At 73.6% G+C, this 14,203-nt stretch carries 14 protein-coding genes; 9 read left to right on the top strand and 5 right to left on the bottom strand.

What is annotated here, in order from left to right; all coding sequences use genetic code 11:
• The first annotated feature begins 212 nt into the window (after positions 1–212).
• From DVA86_RS10120 to DVA86_RS10140, 5 genes are all read left to right on the top strand, one after another.
• A complete protein-coding gene (locus DVA86_RS10120) occupies positions 213–341 on the top strand; it encodes a lasso RiPP family leader peptide-containing protein (protein ID WP_208877535.1) in 129 nt (42 codons plus the stop codon).
• A gap of 16 nt (positions 342–357) precedes the next feature.
• Positions 358–2,256 (top strand): asparagine synthase-related protein, encoded by a 1,899-nt coding sequence (locus DVA86_RS10125; RefSeq protein WP_208877536.1) that lies wholly within the window; start codon positions 358–360, stop codon positions 2,254–2,256.
• Positions 2,257–2,278: 22 nt separating this feature from the next.
• Positions 2,279–2,701 (top strand): lasso peptide biosynthesis PqqD family chaperone, encoded by a 423-nt coding sequence (locus DVA86_RS36080; protein WP_208877537.1) that lies wholly within the window; start codon positions 2,279–2,281, stop codon positions 2,699–2,701.
• The gene (locus DVA86_RS10135; protein WP_208877539.1) at positions 2,698–3,123 is read left to right on the top strand and encodes a lasso peptide biosynthesis B2 protein; all 426 of its coding nucleotides are present in this window, start codon (positions 2,698–2,700) and stop codon (positions 3,121–3,123) included. The genes DVA86_RS36080 and DVA86_RS10135 overlap by 4 nt, the downstream gene beginning before the upstream one ends.
• 140 nt (positions 3,124–3,263) lie before the next feature.
• Positions 3,264–4,211, top strand: coding sequence for an ABC transporter ATP-binding protein (locus tag DVA86_RS10140; RefSeq protein ID WP_245997576.1), 948 nt, complete (start codon positions 3,264–3,266; stop codon positions 4,209–4,211).
• 108 nt (positions 4,212–4,319) lie between these two features.
• Here the strand turns inward: DVA86_RS10140 and DVA86_RS10145 are convergent, their stop codons facing one another.
• A complete protein-coding gene (locus DVA86_RS10145) occupies positions 4,320–5,174 on the bottom strand; it encodes an ABC transporter permease (RefSeq protein ID WP_245996469.1) in 855 nt (284 codons plus the stop codon).
• Positions 5,171–6,169 (bottom strand): ABC transporter ATP-binding protein, encoded by a 999-nt coding sequence (locus DVA86_RS10150; RefSeq protein ID WP_222623308.1) that lies wholly within the window; start codon positions 6,167–6,169, stop codon positions 5,171–5,173. The genes DVA86_RS10145 and DVA86_RS10150 overlap by 4 nt, the downstream gene beginning before the upstream one ends.
• Before the next feature lie 102 nt (positions 6,170–6,271).
• On the opposite strand from DVA86_RS10150, the gene DVA86_RS10155 reads away from it, so the two are divergent.
• The 3 genes from DVA86_RS10155 (at position 6,272) to DVA86_RS10165 (ending at position 9,752) form a co-directional block, all read left to right on the top strand.
• The gene (locus DVA86_RS10155; protein WP_208877541.1) at positions 6,272–7,018 is read left to right on the top strand and encodes a MerR family transcriptional regulator; all 747 of its coding nucleotides are present in this window, start codon (positions 6,272–6,274) and stop codon (positions 7,016–7,018) included.
• A 174-nt stretch (positions 7,019–7,192) separates the two neighbouring features.
• A complete protein-coding gene (gene gad, locus DVA86_RS10160) occupies positions 7,193–8,551 on the top strand; it encodes a glutamate decarboxylase (protein WP_208884569.1) in 1,359 nt (452 codons plus the stop codon).
• 433 nt (positions 8,552–8,984) lie between these two features.
• Positions 8,985–9,752 carry a PIG-L deacetylase family protein gene (locus tag DVA86_RS10165; RefSeq protein ID WP_208877543.1) on the top strand — a complete coding sequence of 256 codons (768 nt, stop codon included), beginning with the start codon at positions 8,985–8,987 and terminating at the stop codon, positions 9,750–9,752.
• Here the strand turns inward: DVA86_RS10165 and DVA86_RS10170 are convergent.
• Complete coding sequence (locus DVA86_RS10170) at positions 9,740–11,284, bottom strand: MFS transporter (RefSeq protein WP_425470800.1); 1,545 nt, start codon at positions 11,282–11,284, stop codon at positions 9,740–9,742. The two genes, DVA86_RS10165 and DVA86_RS10170, sit on opposite strands and share 13 nt — an antisense overlap.
• Before the next feature lie 473 nt (positions 11,285–11,757).
• Here DVA86_RS10170 and DVA86_RS10175 point away from each other — a divergent pair, with 473 nt between their 5' ends.
• Positions 11,758–12,441: a M23 family metallopeptidase gene (locus DVA86_RS10175; RefSeq protein ID WP_208877544.1), complete on the top strand. Its 684-nt coding sequence runs from the start codon at positions 11,758–11,760 to the stop codon at positions 12,439–12,441.
• 116 nt (positions 12,442–12,557) lie between these two features.
• Here the strand turns inward: DVA86_RS10175 and DVA86_RS10180 are convergent, their stop codons facing one another.
• Positions 12,558–13,163 (bottom strand): methylated-DNA--[protein]-cysteine S-methyltransferase, encoded by a 606-nt coding sequence (locus tag DVA86_RS10180; RefSeq protein WP_208877546.1) that lies wholly within the window; start codon positions 13,161–13,163, stop codon positions 12,558–12,560.
• A 138-nt stretch (positions 13,164–13,301) separates the two neighbouring features.
• Positions 13,302–14,183 carry a glycerophosphodiester phosphodiesterase gene (locus DVA86_RS10185; protein WP_208877549.1) on the bottom strand — a complete coding sequence of 294 codons (882 nt, stop codon included), beginning with the start codon at positions 14,181–14,183 and terminating at the stop codon, positions 13,302–13,304.
• Between the last annotated feature and the right edge of the window lie 20 nt (positions 14,184–14,203).

Below are 14,203 nucleotides of genomic sequence, written 5' to 3' on the forward strand. Positions count from 1 at the left end.
CACCACTCGCCCCACGGCGTGCACACAGCAACCCGCCGTGCGCCGCGCATGTACGCCGTATACCTCCGCATTGGTGCGCTGCCCGTGCCACCCCGCCACCAAGTGGAGTGGTTTCAGGGCCGGCAGCGACTGTTCCCGCGAAACAGCAGGCATGCTGCGATTCGGCACAACCGCGGAAAGGCCGCGCTGCCAACCGTGAAACGGAGGTCATCATGGAAAAGGTCACGACGGAGGTCTACGAGCCCCCCGCACTGGTCGGAATCGGCGAGTTCAGCGAAGTGACGCTGGGCCCCAACAACGACCTGCTCGTTGACTGGGACGGCTACTTCCTCTGGTACTAGACGCACAGGAGCCGGCATGGGTGAGGAATGGTTCGCGGTCCTCCCGGACAGCGACACCGGCCTCGCCGCGGCGCGCGCTCTGCGCCCGCTGGCGAGCGACGTCATCGAACACGCCTCCGGGCGGCCCTGGTTGCTGGGCCGGTGGCCGGAGCGGGAGGTGACCGTCGCGACCGCGGGCACGGTGCGACTGGCGGTGGCCGGGTGCTCCCCGGCCACCGTCGGATCGCTGCGCGAGCGGCTGCGCGGGGCCCGTTCAGTGCACGACATGGACAGAACGGTGGCCAGGCTGCCGGGCTGCTTCCACCTGCTCGCCTCGGTCGACGGCCGGGTGCGCGCACAGGGCACGCTGGCGTCCGTACGCCGCGTGTTCCACGCACGGGTCGGCGACGCCGTGATCGCCGCCGACTCGGCGCTCGTACTGGCCCGGCTGACCGGTGCCGACTGGGACCCGTCCTGGCTGGCGCTGCGGCTCGCCAACATGACCGCGCCGTTCCCGCTGCACGAGACGACGCCGTGGCGCGGCGTACGAGCGGTGCCCGGCGACCACTGGCTGGAGCTCGCCCAGGATGGCACCGCCGCCGAACGGCGCCGCTGGACCGCGCCCGAGCCGGCGCTGCCGCTCACCGAGGGCGCACCGGCCGTACGGGACGCGCTGGCGGCCGCGGTGCAGACCCGTACGACGCACGGCGGCACGGTCAGTACGGATCTGTCCGGCGGCATGGACTCCACGAGCCTCGCGTTCCTCGCGGGCCGCGGCCCGGCGAAGCTGGTGACGTTCCGGATGGCGGAGCGGGACGCGGGCAACGACGACGCGTACTTCGCCGACCGGGCCGCGGCGCTCCTCCCGCGTGCGCACCACAGGGTGCACCGGCCGGACCGTACGGCCGCGATGTTCGCCGGGCTCGGGCCGGACACGGCGGCCGCCGATCCGGAGGCGCCGTTCGCGTGGATGCGCACGCGGGCGCGGCTCGCGCACGCGGTGCGGGCGATGGCCGCGGAGGGTTCGCGGGTGCATCTGGCCGGGCACGGCGGCGACGAACTGTTCCGGCCCGACACCACCTACCTCCACGACCTGTTCCGCGCGCACCCGCGCACCGCCCTGCGCTATCTCCGCGCGCACCGCACGCTGGGGCGCTGGTCGGCGCCCGCGCTGGCGCGTGCGCTCGCCGACAGCCGTACGCCCGGTCACGAACTCGCCGACCAGGCCTTACGGTTGCGGGCGCCGCGGCCCGGCCTGCGGCACGTGTCGTTCGCCTGGTCGCCGCTGCTGCGGCTGCCGGACTGGGTGACGGACGACGCCGCCGAGACGGCCGGCGAACTGCTCCGCGCCATCGCCACCGACCCGGCCGACCCCGTCGAACCGCTCGCCGACGGGCGCGCCCAGCACGGCGTCGTACTGATGGCACGCTGCACCGGCGCCTCCGTACGCCAGGCCAACCGCGTCAACGCCTCCCCCGCGTCCTCCGGCCCGGGAGGCTCCCCTGGCGGCCCGCCGTTCGCCGTGCCCTACCTCGACGACCACGTGCTCAGCGCGGCCCTGGCGGTCCGGCTGGAGGACCGCAACTCGCCGTGGCGGTTCAAGCCGCTGCTGGCGGCGGCCATGCGCGGCATCGTTCCGGAGGAACTGCTGCACCGTACGACCAAGGGCGCGTTCGGCGCCGACTACTACGCGGGCCTGCGCCGCCACCGCGCCGAACTGCTCGCCCTGTTCGACGGATCGGAGCTGGCCCGGCACGGCCTGATCGACGACGCGACGCTGCGGCGCGCACTGCTGCGCCCGCACAAGGACAACACCGCCCTGTCGGGGCTCGACGCCACCCTGGCCTGCGAGGCGTGGCTGCGCTCCCTCAACGCCCGTGCCACTGCCGGACCCCACACCGGCAGTGGCACGGTGCCCGACCCCGTTCCGCACTGAACCGAGAGACGCATGGGCTGCCATGACCACGACCTCGTCCACACCGTCCTCCTCATCCGCCTCGCCGGATCCGCTCACGCCGCTCGTCCTGCGGCCGCACATCACCGCGACGCCTACGGCCGACGGCATGGTGCTGCTGGACCAGCGCACCGGCGCGTACTGGCAGATGAACACCACCGCGACCCTCGTCCTGCACGCCCTGCTGGACGGCGCGGACGCCGAGCAGGCCGCCGCCCTGCTGGCCGCCCGTCATCCGGCGGCCGCCGAACGCGCGGACAGCGACGTCGCCGCGCTGATCCGGCAGCTGCACGACGCAGGGCTGGCGCAGCCGCGCGACGGCGCACGGGAACGAGGTCCGGGCCGCGGCAGCGGCAGCGGACCGAACAGGAACCGGAACCGCGACCGGACGCAGAACCGGAAGCCGGACCAGGAGAGCCGCACATGAGCTACGACGTCGTCCTCCCCACCCACGACCGGCTGCCCTTCCGCCGCCGCCCGTCCGCCCTCCTCGCGGTCGCCGCCGCCCGCCTGCTCGCCACGCTGCCGCCGTACCGCATCGGCCAGGTGCTCCGTACGCTGCGCCGCCGCGCCGCACCCGCCACCGCCGGGCAGGCGAGCAACGCGCGGCTGGCCGTGGTCACCGTCAGCCGCCGGTGCACCAGCCCGCAGGGCTGTCTGCAGCGTTCCCTGGCCACCGCCCTGCTGTGCCGGCTGCGGGGCGTGTGGCCGACGTGGTGCACGGGCGTACGCACCCAGCCGTTCTCCGCGCACGCCTGGGTCGCGGTGGACGGCACGCCGATAGACGAACCGCAGGCCGCGGACTACTACACGCCGGTGCTGGCCGTCCCGCCGCGGAGGCGCCCGTGACCACCCGCCCCCGCACCTCCCCGGCGCGGCGGACCACCTCCGCGGACGGGCGGGAGCGCGAACCCGGCCAGGAGCAGGGGCACGAGCAGGGGCACGAGCACGGGCACGGGCACGGGCACGAGCCGGGGCACCCGTACGCGATCCACGCCCGCGCCCTCGCCAAGTCGTACCCGGGCGGCACCGAGGCCGTACGCGGCGTGGACCTCGCCGTACGCCCCGGCGAGACCTTCGCGTTCCTCGGCCCGAACGGCGCCGGCAAGTCCACCACCATCTCCCTCCTGTGCGCGCTGGCCCGCCCCACCGCCGGCGAAGCGCACGTGTGCGGCGCGGACGTCCGTACGGAGCCGCAGCGCGTACGCCGCACCGTCGGCCTGCTGTTCCAGCACAGCGCGCTGGACTCGAATCTGACGGCGCGCCAGAACCTCTACGTGCACGCCCGCCTGTACGGCCTGTCCCGCGCGGCAGCGGGGGCGCGCGGGGCGGAGCTGCTGGCGCTCGCCGGTCTCGACGACCGGCAGCGCGCGCCGGTGCGCACCCTGTCCGGCGGCATGCGCCGGAGGCTGGAGATCGCGCGGGCCCTGCTGCACGACCCGCGCGTGCTGTTCCTGGACGAGCCGACCGTCGGCCTCGACCCGCACGCGCGGGCCCAGATCTGGGACCACCTGCACGCGTTGCGCGCCGAGCGGCGTACGACGCTGTTCCTCACCACCCACTACCTGGAGGAGGCCGAGCACTGCGACCGCATCGCCATCATCGACGCGGGCCGCGTCGTCGCCGAGGGCCCGCCGCGCGAACTGAAGGCGGAGATCGCCGACGACCGACTCCGGCTGCGTACGTCCGACGACGCGGCGACGGCCGGCATCCTGCGGGACACCTTCGGGCTGAGCCCGGCGGTGGCGGGGGACGCCGCCGTACCCGACGAGGCCGACGCGGGCGTCACCGTACGGGTCGGTGAGGGCGCCACGTGGATTCCGCAGCTGTGCGTGGCGCTCGCCGCGCGGGACATCGCGGTGCACGCGGTGTCCACGACGCCGCCCACCCTGGACGACGTGTTCTTCCACCACACGGGACGCAGCATCCGCGCCTGACGGCGGCACCGCCGTCGCCACGGTGGTTCAGCCGCCCGGGGTGAGGGGGCCGGGCGGCGGGCCGCTGCCGCGCCGCCCGGCCCGCCCCTCACACCTGCCGCTGCCTCTTCACACCTGCCGCTGCAGAGCCTTCTCGCGCCCGGCGGCCACGGCCGCGCCGGACTCCCGCCGCGCCATCCGGCGCAGTACGGCGGGCGCCGTCAGCAGGCCCACGACCGCCCACACGCCGAGCACACCGGCCGTCTCCAAGTGCCGCCACGAGTCGCCGGCTTCCGCCGCCGCCAGCGCGTCCGGCAGCAGCGCCGAACGCAGCCCCAGCCCCAGCCAGTACACGGGGAACACCTGCGCCACCAGCTGCAGCCAGCCGGGCAGCGCCGTGACCGGGTAGAACACACCCGAGACCCCCACCAGCCCCATCATCAGGAGCCACACGAAACCGAGGCTCTGCACGCTGCCGGCCAGCGCCCCGGCCATCGCCCCGAGCGGCAGCGTCGCAGCCAGCCCCAGCGCCAGCACCCAGGCCAGCGTCAGCCACGACGCCGCGCCGCCCAGCTCCATGCCGTCGAAGAGGAACGCCGCCGGCACCAGCGCCACGAACAGGCTCACGACGGTGACCGCGGCCCGCGAGACCACCTTGCCGGTCAGATAGCCGGGCACGCCGTTCGGTGTCGCCTTCGCGCGCAGCACCGTGCCGTCCTCGCGGTCCATGGCGAGGGCCATGGCCAGCCCGACCAGCCCGGTGAGCACCACGTTCAGCCCGAGGATGCCCGGCACGGACTGCGTGCCCAGCGAGAAGTCCGTGCCGGGCACCGTGCTGTCCCGCAGCACGTACATCACGATCAGCGAGACGACGGGCGTGAACAGCGCCGACCAGATGTCCTGCCCGCTCGTCGCGTACTGCCTGAACTCGATGCGTCCGCGCTGCAGTCCGGCGCGTACGGCCACCGCGGTGCCCGCGTTCACGGCGCCACCTCCGTCGCGTCCGCCACAGCCGCCGCGTCCGCCACAGCCGCCGCCTGTGACGTGGCCGTCAGCTCCGCGGGGGCCGCCGTACGCTGCCCGGACTCGAAGTCCCGTACCAGCGCCAGGTAGACGTCCTCCAGCCGCGCCCGGCGCACCTCCAGCTCGCCGATGCCCGCGCCGTGGCGGGCGAACAGCCCGCGCACGTACTCCGTACCGTCCGGCACGGACCGTACGTACGACTCGCCGTCCCTGCTGAAGCGGACCTCGTCCGCGCCCGCGACCCGCCGCGCCAGCTCCGCCGGGCTGCCCTCCGCGACGACCCGGCCGCCCGCCAGGATCACGATGCGGTCCGACAGCTTCTCCGCCTCGTCCAGGTCGTGCGTGGTCAGCAGGATCGTCGTGTCCTCCGCCGCGGCCAGCCGGTGCACCAGTTCGTGGAACTCCTGCCGCCCCTGCGGGTCGAAGCCCACCGTCGGCTCGTCCAGGAACAGCAGCTCCGGCCTGCCGACCAGCCCCACGGCCACGTCCAGCCTGCGCCGCTGCCCGCCGGAGAGCGTGCCGACCGTACTGCCCGCCCGCCCGGACAGGCCGACGAGGGCGATGAGTTCGTCCGTGTCGTACGGGCGGGGGCGCTCCGGAGTGCCGTACGGCGCGTAGAAGCGCCCGAGGTGGTCCAGCAACTCCCGTACGCGCCACTTGCCGTGGTCGCGCCACGACTGCAGCACGACACCGAGACGGGCACGCCACGCCTCGTCACCGTGCTCGGGGTCGCTGCCGAGCACCCGTACGTCGCCCGCCGAACGGTGCCGGAACCCCTCCAGGATCTCGATGGTCGTCGTCTTGCCCGCCCCGTTCGGCCCGAGCAGGGCCAGCACCTCGCCGCGGTCGAGCCGGAGGTCGACGCCGTCGAGGGCGTCGGTGGTGCCGTAGCGCATGCGCAGTCCGCGCACCTCGACCACCGGGCGGTTCCCGTCGTTCCTGTCGCTGACATTCATACCTTCAAGTGTTTCATTGAAGTGCTTGTGGGGACTTTTGTGCGCTGCGGCCGCGGTACGGTGGGCAGTTGAGCCGTAAACCCTCAAACCGGGGTGGAACCCATGAGCTGTCAAGGCGCGGAGCTGCGCCCCGTCGACCTGGCGCGCGAGGCCGGTGTCTCCACCCAGCTCGTCCGCAACTACGAGGACGCCGGCATCCTGCCCCCGGCACGGCGTACGCCCTCCGGCTACCGCAGGCTCGAGGACCGGCACCGGCGGGCGCTGCTCACGTACCGGGCCCTCGCCCGGGGGTACGGGACGGCCGCCGCCCGTTCGATCATGCGGGCGGTGCACGACGGGGACCTGCCGCGCGCCCTCACCCACGTGAACGCCGCCCACGCCGAACTGCACGAGCAGCAGCGCGCGCTGCGCGCCACGGGCGAGGCGCTGGAGGCCGTCGCGGAACAGGACGTGGAGCAGGGCGTGGAGCAGGGCGTGGAGTCCGCGGAGCCGGCGCAGTCCCCCACCGGCCTGCGCATCGGAGAGGTGGCGGCGCACCTCGGCGTACGCACCTCCGCGCTGCGCGTGTGGGAATCCGCCGGGCTGCTCACGCCGCAGCGCACGCCGGGCACGTCGTACCGGCTGTACGGCCCGGCCGACGTACGGGACGCGCGCATGATCCACATGCTCCGCCAGAGCCACTACCCGCTGCCCCAGATCGGCCCCGTCCTGGACGACCTCCGCCAGGCCGGCAGCGGCGACGCGCTCCGCGCGGCCCTCGCCCGGCGCCAGGAGAGCCTGACGGCGCGGGCGACCGCCATGCTGGAGGGCTCCGGACACCTGCACCAGTACGTCACGGCGGGCGCGTAGGGGCGGGGGCGGCGGACTGCGGCGGCGCCGGGGGGCGTGCGGCCCGGGGCGCGCGGCCCGCTCCCCGCGCGGGATCCGGCGCGGCGCCCTACCGTGGTGAGCGTGGCCAGGTCACGCAGGAACGGCGGGCACCGCAGGTCCGGGGGCGACCGCCCGGTGCTGGCGTTCAACCCGATGTTCGCCTCGGAACCGCCCGAGGTGCCGCGAGAGGCGCTTCCAGACGGCGAGATGGACCCGGAACTGGCGTACCAGATCGTCCACGACGAGCTCATGCTCGACGGCAACGCCCGGCTGAACCTCGCCACCTTCGTCACCACGTGGATGGAGCCCCAGGCCGACCGCCTCATGGCCGAGTGCTTCGACAAGAACGTGATCGACAAGGACGAGTACCCGCGTACGGCCGCCCTGGAGCAACGCTGCGTACGGATGCTCGCCGAGCTGTGGCACGCGCCCGAGCCCGCCGAGGCACCCGGCTGCTCCACCACCGGCTCCAGCGAGGCCTGCATGCTGGCCGGGCTGGCGCTGAAACGGCGCTGGCAGCAGGCCCGTACGCGCGCGGGCGTACACGTACGCCCGCCGGCCGGGCGGCCCAACCTGGTGATGGGCGCGAACGTGCAGATCTGCTGGGACAAGTTCGCCGCGTACTGGGACGTCGAACCCCGCCTCGTCCCCATGGAGGGCGACCGGCTCCACCTGACCGCCGAACAGGCCGTCGCACACTGCGACGAGAACACGATCGGCGTCGTCGCCGTCCTCGGCTCCACCTTCGACGGCAGCTACGAGCCCGTCGCGGACATCTGCGCCGCGCTCGACACGCTGCAGCGGGAGACCGGGCTCGACATCCCCGTACACGTCGACGGCGCGTCCGGAGCGATGATCGCCCCGTTCTGCGACCCGCACCTGGACTGGGACTTCCGGCTGCCGCGCGTCGCCTCGGTCAACACCTCGGGGCACAAGTACGGGCTGGTCTACCCCGGCGTCGGCTGGATCGTCTGGCGCGACACGGCGGCACTGCCGGACGACCTGGTCTTCCGGGTCAACTACCTCGGCGGCGACATGCCGACGTTCGCCCTCAACTTCTCCCGCCCCGGCGCCCAGGTCGCCGCCCAGTACTACACGTTCCTCCGCCTCGGCTTCGACGGCTACCGCCGCGTTCAGGACTACTGCCGCGACGTCGCCACGACGCTCGCCTCCCGCATCGGCCACCTCGGCCCGTTCCGGCTGCTCACCCACGGGGACGAACTCCCCGTCTTCGCCTGCGCGCTGCGCCCGGAGATCGCGGGCTACTCGGTCTTCGACGTCTCGGCCCACCTGCGCCAACGCGGCTGGCTCGTCCCGGCGTACACCTTCCCGGAACACCGTACGGACCTCGCCGCCCTCCGCTTCGTCGTACGCAACGGGCTGACACACGACCTCGCCGACCTGCTCCTGGACGACCTGCGCTGGGCCCTCACGGAGCTGGAACGCCAGCCCGCCCCGCTCCGCGGCCCGGAATCCGCCTCCTTCGCCCACGGCAACCGCCCCCGCGCCTGACCCCGTACGACCGCCGGAGACCGCGCCGGGCGGGCGGGAGAGGGGTGGTCCTACGTTGTTGATGGGTCGGATGGGCTGTCGTACGGTCCGGAGGATCCAGTGGCCCTGGGTATGGCTTGGGGGTGGTTGCCTTGTGATGGCTCCCTGTGACACCTGGCCGCCCGGGGCGGTCGTGGACGGACGGGGAAGGGGAGGAGACGGGGAAGGGGCGGCCGGTGCGGCGGCGTGACGCGGCCGTACCGGTGGCCACCGTCTCAGTGTTCAGCTGCGAAGGGGAATGCCCACCGCCACACCCCGGAATCGGCGATAGTGGGAGCCGATCAGTGAGCCAATGGGTGAGTCGGAGCGGGTCCGGCGGACACCGTGAGCGGTACCCCGGGAACGCGGTCTCATGGCCGGCGTTCTGTCGAGAACAACGTGTGGAGGACGCGAAATGAGCCAGCAGGACGCCGTACTCGGTGAGCAGCAGCGGCAGCTGGAGCCCATGCCGGAGGACTGGGGGCGCGCCCTCGCGGTGGTCGCACACCCGGACGACCTCGAGTACGGCGCGGCCGCCGCCATCGCCGAATGGACCACCGCCGGACGGGAGATCGGCTACCTGCTGGTGACGCGCGGCGAGGCGGGTATCGACGGGCTGGAGCCGGGCGAGTCCGCACGGGTGCGCGAGGCGGAGCAGCTGGCCAGCGCGGGCGTCGTGGGGGTCGGCGACGTGAAGTTCCTGGACCACAAGGACGGCGTGATCGAGGAGGGCGTCGCGCTGCGCCGGGACATCGCGGGGGCCGTGCGCGCGTTCCGGCCCGAGCTGGTGATCACCCTCAACCACCACGACACCTTCGGCGGCGTCGCCTGGAACACCCCGGACCACCGCGCCGTGGGCCGCGCCACGCTGGACGCGGTCGGGGACGCCGGCAACCGGTGGATCTTCACCGAGCAGCTGGAGCTGGAGGGCGTGGAGCCCTGGGGCGGGGTGCGCTGGGTCGCGGTGGCGGCGTCGCCGGAGCCGACGCACGCGGTGGCGGTCGGGGACGAGTCGGTCGAGCGCGCCGTGGCCTCGCTGGCGGAGCACCGCGCGTATCTCACGGCGCTCAGCGACCAGGAGCCGGCGGCGTACGCGCGGTCGTTCCTGGTGCCGGCGATGGAGCAGGTGGGGGAGCGGTTCGGGGGCAAGCGGGGGGTGTCGTTCCAGCTCTACCCGCGCTGAGACGGAGGGGGCGATTCCGCGGCCGGCGGCGCGAGGGCCGCGGCGTCCGCGGCCGGTCCGGCTTCGCTGCCCGTACGGTCAGGCCCGCCCTCGCGCGTACGGTCAGGCCCGCCCTCGCGCGTACGGTCCGTTCCGTTTCCGCGCGTACGGTCCCGCGCCCCCTCGCGCGTACGGGCCGCCGCCCGCCGGAGCGTGCCGGCGAAGGCCAGCGCGGCCACGGGCAGCAGGAGCGCCGCGGAGACCGCGGTGAGCCACCCGTAACCGGCCTGGGAGACGATCACTCCGGCCAGTGCGCCGCCCGCGCCGGCCGCCGCGTTCATCGTCAGGTCCGACAGGCCCTGTACGGCGGCGCGTGCGGGCTGCGGCACGGAGTCGGTGAGCAGCGCGGAGCCCGCGACGAGGGCCGCTGACCAGCCGAGACCGAGCAGTGCGAGGCCGGCGGCCGACCGCGAGTGGTCGGCGCCGGCCGTACCCGCGAGGGCCGCGGCGCAGACGAGCAGGCCGATCGCGAGGCCGATGACGCTGAGCCGGCCGAGCCGGTCGGCGAGCCAGCCCATGACGGGCGACAGCGCGTACATGCCCGCGATGTGGCCGCTGATCACCAGCCCGATCAGGTCGATGTCCGCGCCGTGATGGCTCAGCGCGACGGGCGTCATCACCATGATCGAGACCATCACCGTGTGCGCGCCCGCGATCGTCACCAGCGCCAGCCGGGCGCGCGGCGAGGCGGCGACCGCGGCCATGCCCGCCCGTAGCGAACGGCCGTCCTCCGCGGGCGGCTTCCCCGTACCGGCCGATTCCTCGGCCTCCCGGGCGGCCAGCGCGCGGGCGGTCAGCAGCGGGTCCGGGCGCAGCAGCAGCTGCACCAGCGCGCCCGCGATCAGGAAGATGCCGGTGCCCCACAGGAACGGGCCCGCCGTCGCGGGTATCCCGAGCCCCAGGGCGGAGACGCTGCGCCCGGCGGGGGCGGCGATGTTCGGGCCGAGTACGGCGCCGATGGTGGTGGCCCAGACGACGGTGGAGATCGCGCGGGCGCGGCGATCCGGCTCCGCGAGGTCGGCGGCGGCGAACCGCGCCTGGAGGTTGGCCGAGGAGCCCGCGCCGAACGCCGCCATCCCGGCCAGCAGCACCGGGAAGTTCTCCAGCATCGCCCCGACGACCACGGTCGCGCCGCCCACGGCGGCGATCAGGTAGGCGAGCGCGAGGCCGGGGCGGCGGCCCTTCGCGGCCATCAGCGCGGCGAGCGGGAGCGACAGCACGGCGGTACCGACGACGGACGAGGTGGAGGCCAGCCCGGCGAGCCCCTCCGAACCGCTGATGTCCTCGGCCAGTACGGCGGCCAGCGCGATGCCGGTGGCGACGCCGAGGCCGCCGAGTATCTGGCTCACGACCAGCACGGCGTGCACGCGGCGGCGCAGCGCGGCCAGGCCCTCCGGGCCCGGCGGTGCGGCGGCCCGCGGCTCCGTGGCCGCCGAGTCCGTGGCCGCCGGTTTCCTGTCAGGAGCGTCGGCGGAATCGCGGGTGTCGGTCACGGCCGGTCAGTCTGCCAGCCCGGAATCGGGTGCGCCAGGTCACAAAAAAGAGCGTGCGCCAGGTCACAGAATTCGGGTGCGCCAGGTCACAGAAAGGGGCCCGCGCGGTCTTCTCTGTCGCTCCGGCTGGTGAGGTGCGGCACAGCCTTTTCGTGACTACGAGCCGGAATAGGAAGCCCGTGGGACCAAAGTCCCGGACCTTCGGTCCGGCCGGGTGGTGACCTCGGGCGGTGCGGCACGGTGCCCGGAAAGTCCGATTGTGCCAGTTCAGGTGCGGGGTGGGGGAGAAAGGTCCTCCGGCGACCGGGCGCGGAATCCGCCGGTGCCCGCGTAAAAGGACGCCATTCTCCTCATTCGGATACGGGGCGGCCTAGTATCCGCCGGTTTTGGGCGGGGCCGGAATGTCGCGTTACCAAGGTGGAGCCCTGCTCGCAGTCAGGGATTACCCAGAATTCTTCGGAGGTAGCACCGGCATGCCCAAAAAGGTCTCGCTCACCACGCTCATGAACCATCCCCGCGGTCAGGTCGCGCTTCTCGCCTCGGGCCTGTGCGCCTCCCTGGCGCTCGGGGCCGGCGTCGCGGCCGCGGCCGAGCAGCCCGCGGCCCCCGCACCCAAGGACGCGTTTGCGGCGAGTGCGGCCGGTGACCTGGCCAAGGCCACCAAGCAGCAGTCCGACGCGCAGTACAAGGCCGCCGAGGCCGGCGCCAAGAAGGCGGCGGACGACAAGAAGGCCGCCGCGAAGAAGGCGGCGTCCTGGGTCAAGCCGGTCTCGAAGCCGTACACACTGACCGCGTCCTTCGGCAACAGCGGCGACCGCTGGTCGGCCAAGCACTCCGGGCAGGACTTCGCCGTCCCGACGGGCACGCCCGTCAAGTCCGTGCACAAGGGCACCGTGGTCGAGGCCGGGAACGGCGGCGCGTACGGCAACAACGTCGTGATCGAGCACCCGAACGGCAAGTACAGCCAGTACGCCCACCTGTCGAAGATCAACGTGCAGGTCGGCCAGGACGTGAACACCGGCACCCGGATAGCCAACTCCGGCAACTCCGGCAACACCTCCGGCCCGCACCTCCACTTCGAGATCCGGACCACCGCCGCGTACGGCTCCGGCTTCGACCCGATGCCGTTCCTGCACAAGCACGGCGTGAAGGTCTGACGGATCCGACGGAACCCGGCCGGGGGCGCACGCTGAACCAGCCCCCGGTACAGCCGCTCCGTACGGAAGCACGGCCTTCCGTACGGGAGCACACCCCCGTACGGAAGCGGCTCACGCTAGAACAGCGGCTCCGGGAGCACGCCCTCCAGTGCCAGCAGCGTCCGCTTGGTCTCGAGTCCGCCGCCGAACCCGCCTATGCCACCGCCGCTCTCCACGACGCGGTGGCAGGGCACGACGACAGGCAGCGGATTCGCGGCCATCGCGACGCCCACGGCGCGGGCCGCGCCCGGCTCGCCGACCCGGTCGGCGAGGTCCTGGTACCCGACGGTCGCGCCGTACCGCACGCCGGTGGCCAGCTCCCGCAGCACCCGCTCGTTGAAGCCGCCGGTCAGTGACCAGTCCAGCGGGAGCGTGAACGTCCGCAGGGTGCCCGCGAAGTACGCGTCCAGCTGCTCGGCCGCCTCAGCCAGCCGGGCAAGCGGCCCGGCCGGAGCGCCGGAGCCACTGGATATGCCGGATATGTCGGCGCCGTCCGGGGTGTCCGCGCCGTCTCCCACGGCGGGCCCGAACCGGCCGCGCAGCCGGGTCAGCGCGCGCTCGGTGATGTCCGGGCCGGCGTGGAAGACGACCTGTATGAGCCCCTCACCGGTCGCCGCCAGCAGCAGCGGTCCGATGGGGGCGTCGTACGGTGTCCAGGCCCAGGCTGTCGTGGTGTTCGTCACGCTCCGAACCCTACGGGCCGCCACTGACAACGAGGCTCGCCACTGACAACCAGGCCTCGCCCCGGCGACGAGGCCTCGCCCGGCAACGAGGCCCGCCCCGCCAACGGGGCGGACAGCGGCGCGCTCAGCCGTCCGCCGTCACTCCGCCACCGCGTCGCGCACCACGTCCGGGAAGTTGGAGATGATCCCGTCCACCCCCGCGTCGGCCGCCGCACGCGCGCCCGCCGCGTCGTTCACCGTCCAGGTGAAGACCTCCAGCGGCTTGCCGTGCGCGCCGCGCACGTCGTGCACCGCGTCCACGTAGTCCTTCGAGACGGTGGTGTGGCTCGGGTTGATCTGGTCCGTGAACCGCCCGTACTTGCGCAGGTCGCTCGTGTCGGGCGTGCCGAGGAAGCCGGTCTTCACTGCGGGCTTCCGCATGTGCACGCGGGCCACCGACTCGGCGTTGAAGCTCTGGATGACGAGCCGGTCCTTGACGTGCCGCCCGTCGAGCCAGCCCTCGTTGCTGAGCTCCTTGAGCGTCTCGCCCTCGATGCCGGGGTAGAGCTCCGGCTTCTTCAGTTCCAGCAGCAGCTTCTGGTCGTGGGCGCTGACCCGGTCGAGATACTGCTTGAGAGTCGGCACCTTGGCCCCGGCGTACCCCTCGCCGAACCAGCTGCCCGCGTCCAGCCGCGCGATCTCGTCCGCGGTGAAGTCCGCGACGTTCCACGGGGCGCGGTCCGGGAAGACCTCTTCCGCGTCCGTCGTACGGTCCAGGGTGGTGTCGTGCATGACGACGAGCTCGCCGTCGCGGGTGCGCTGTACGTCGTTCTCGACCCATTCGATGCCCAGCTCGGCCGCCTTGTCGACGGCCGCGAGCGTGTTCTCGGGGGCGTAGCCGGACGCGCCGCGGTGCGCGACGGGGACCGGCGCGCCCTCCCCGGCCGCCCGGGAGTCCGCGAAGGCCGGTGCGGCGGTGGAGAAGAGGGCGGACATGCCCAGCAGCGCACCGGCGGTAACGGCGATGGGACGGATCGGCATATCGGAAACTCCTCGCGTCG

The sequence above is a fragment of the Streptomyces armeniacus genome (assembly GCF_003355155.1).
GTDB classification, from domain to species: Bacteria; Actinomycetota; Actinomycetes; order Streptomycetales; family Streptomycetaceae; genus Streptomyces; species Streptomyces armeniacus.

Excerpts from the sequence above, each read along its gene's own strand:
- DVA86_RS10175 (WP_208877544.1), top strand. The coding sequence starts at position 11,758 with ATGCCCAAAAAGGTCTCGCTCACCACGCTCATGAACCATCCCCGCGGT.
- gad (WP_208884569.1), top strand. The coding sequence starts at position 7,193 with ATGTTCGCCTCGGAACCGCCCGAGGTGCCGCGAGAGGCGCTTCCAGAC.
- DVA86_RS10165 (WP_208877543.1), top strand. The coding sequence starts at position 8,985 with ATGAGCCAGCAGGACGCCGTACTCGGTGAGCAGCAGCGGCAGCTGGAG.
- DVA86_RS10185 (WP_208877549.1), bottom strand. The coding sequence starts at position 14,183 with ATGCCGATCCGTCCCATCGCCGTTACCGCCGGTGCGCTGCTGGGCATG.
- DVA86_RS10135 (WP_208877539.1), top strand. The coding sequence starts at position 2,698 with ATGAGCTACGACGTCGTCCTCCCCACCCACGACCGGCTGCCCTTCCGC.
- DVA86_RS10120 (WP_208877535.1), top strand. The coding sequence starts at position 213 with ATGGAAAAGGTCACGACGGAGGTCTACGAGCCCCCCGCACTGGTCGGA.
- DVA86_RS10150 (WP_222623308.1), bottom strand. The coding sequence starts at position 6,169 with ATGAATGTCAGCGACAGGAACGACGGGAACCGCCCGGTGGTCGAGGTG.
- DVA86_RS36080 (WP_208877537.1), top strand. The coding sequence starts at position 2,279 with ATGACCACGACCTCGTCCACACCGTCCTCCTCATCCGCCTCGCCGGAT.
- DVA86_RS10155 (WP_208877541.1), top strand. The coding sequence starts at position 6,272 with ATGAGCTGTCAAGGCGCGGAGCTGCGCCCCGTCGACCTGGCGCGCGAG.
- DVA86_RS10125 (WP_208877536.1), top strand. The coding sequence starts at position 358 with ATGGGTGAGGAATGGTTCGCGGTCCTCCCGGACAGCGACACCGGCCTC.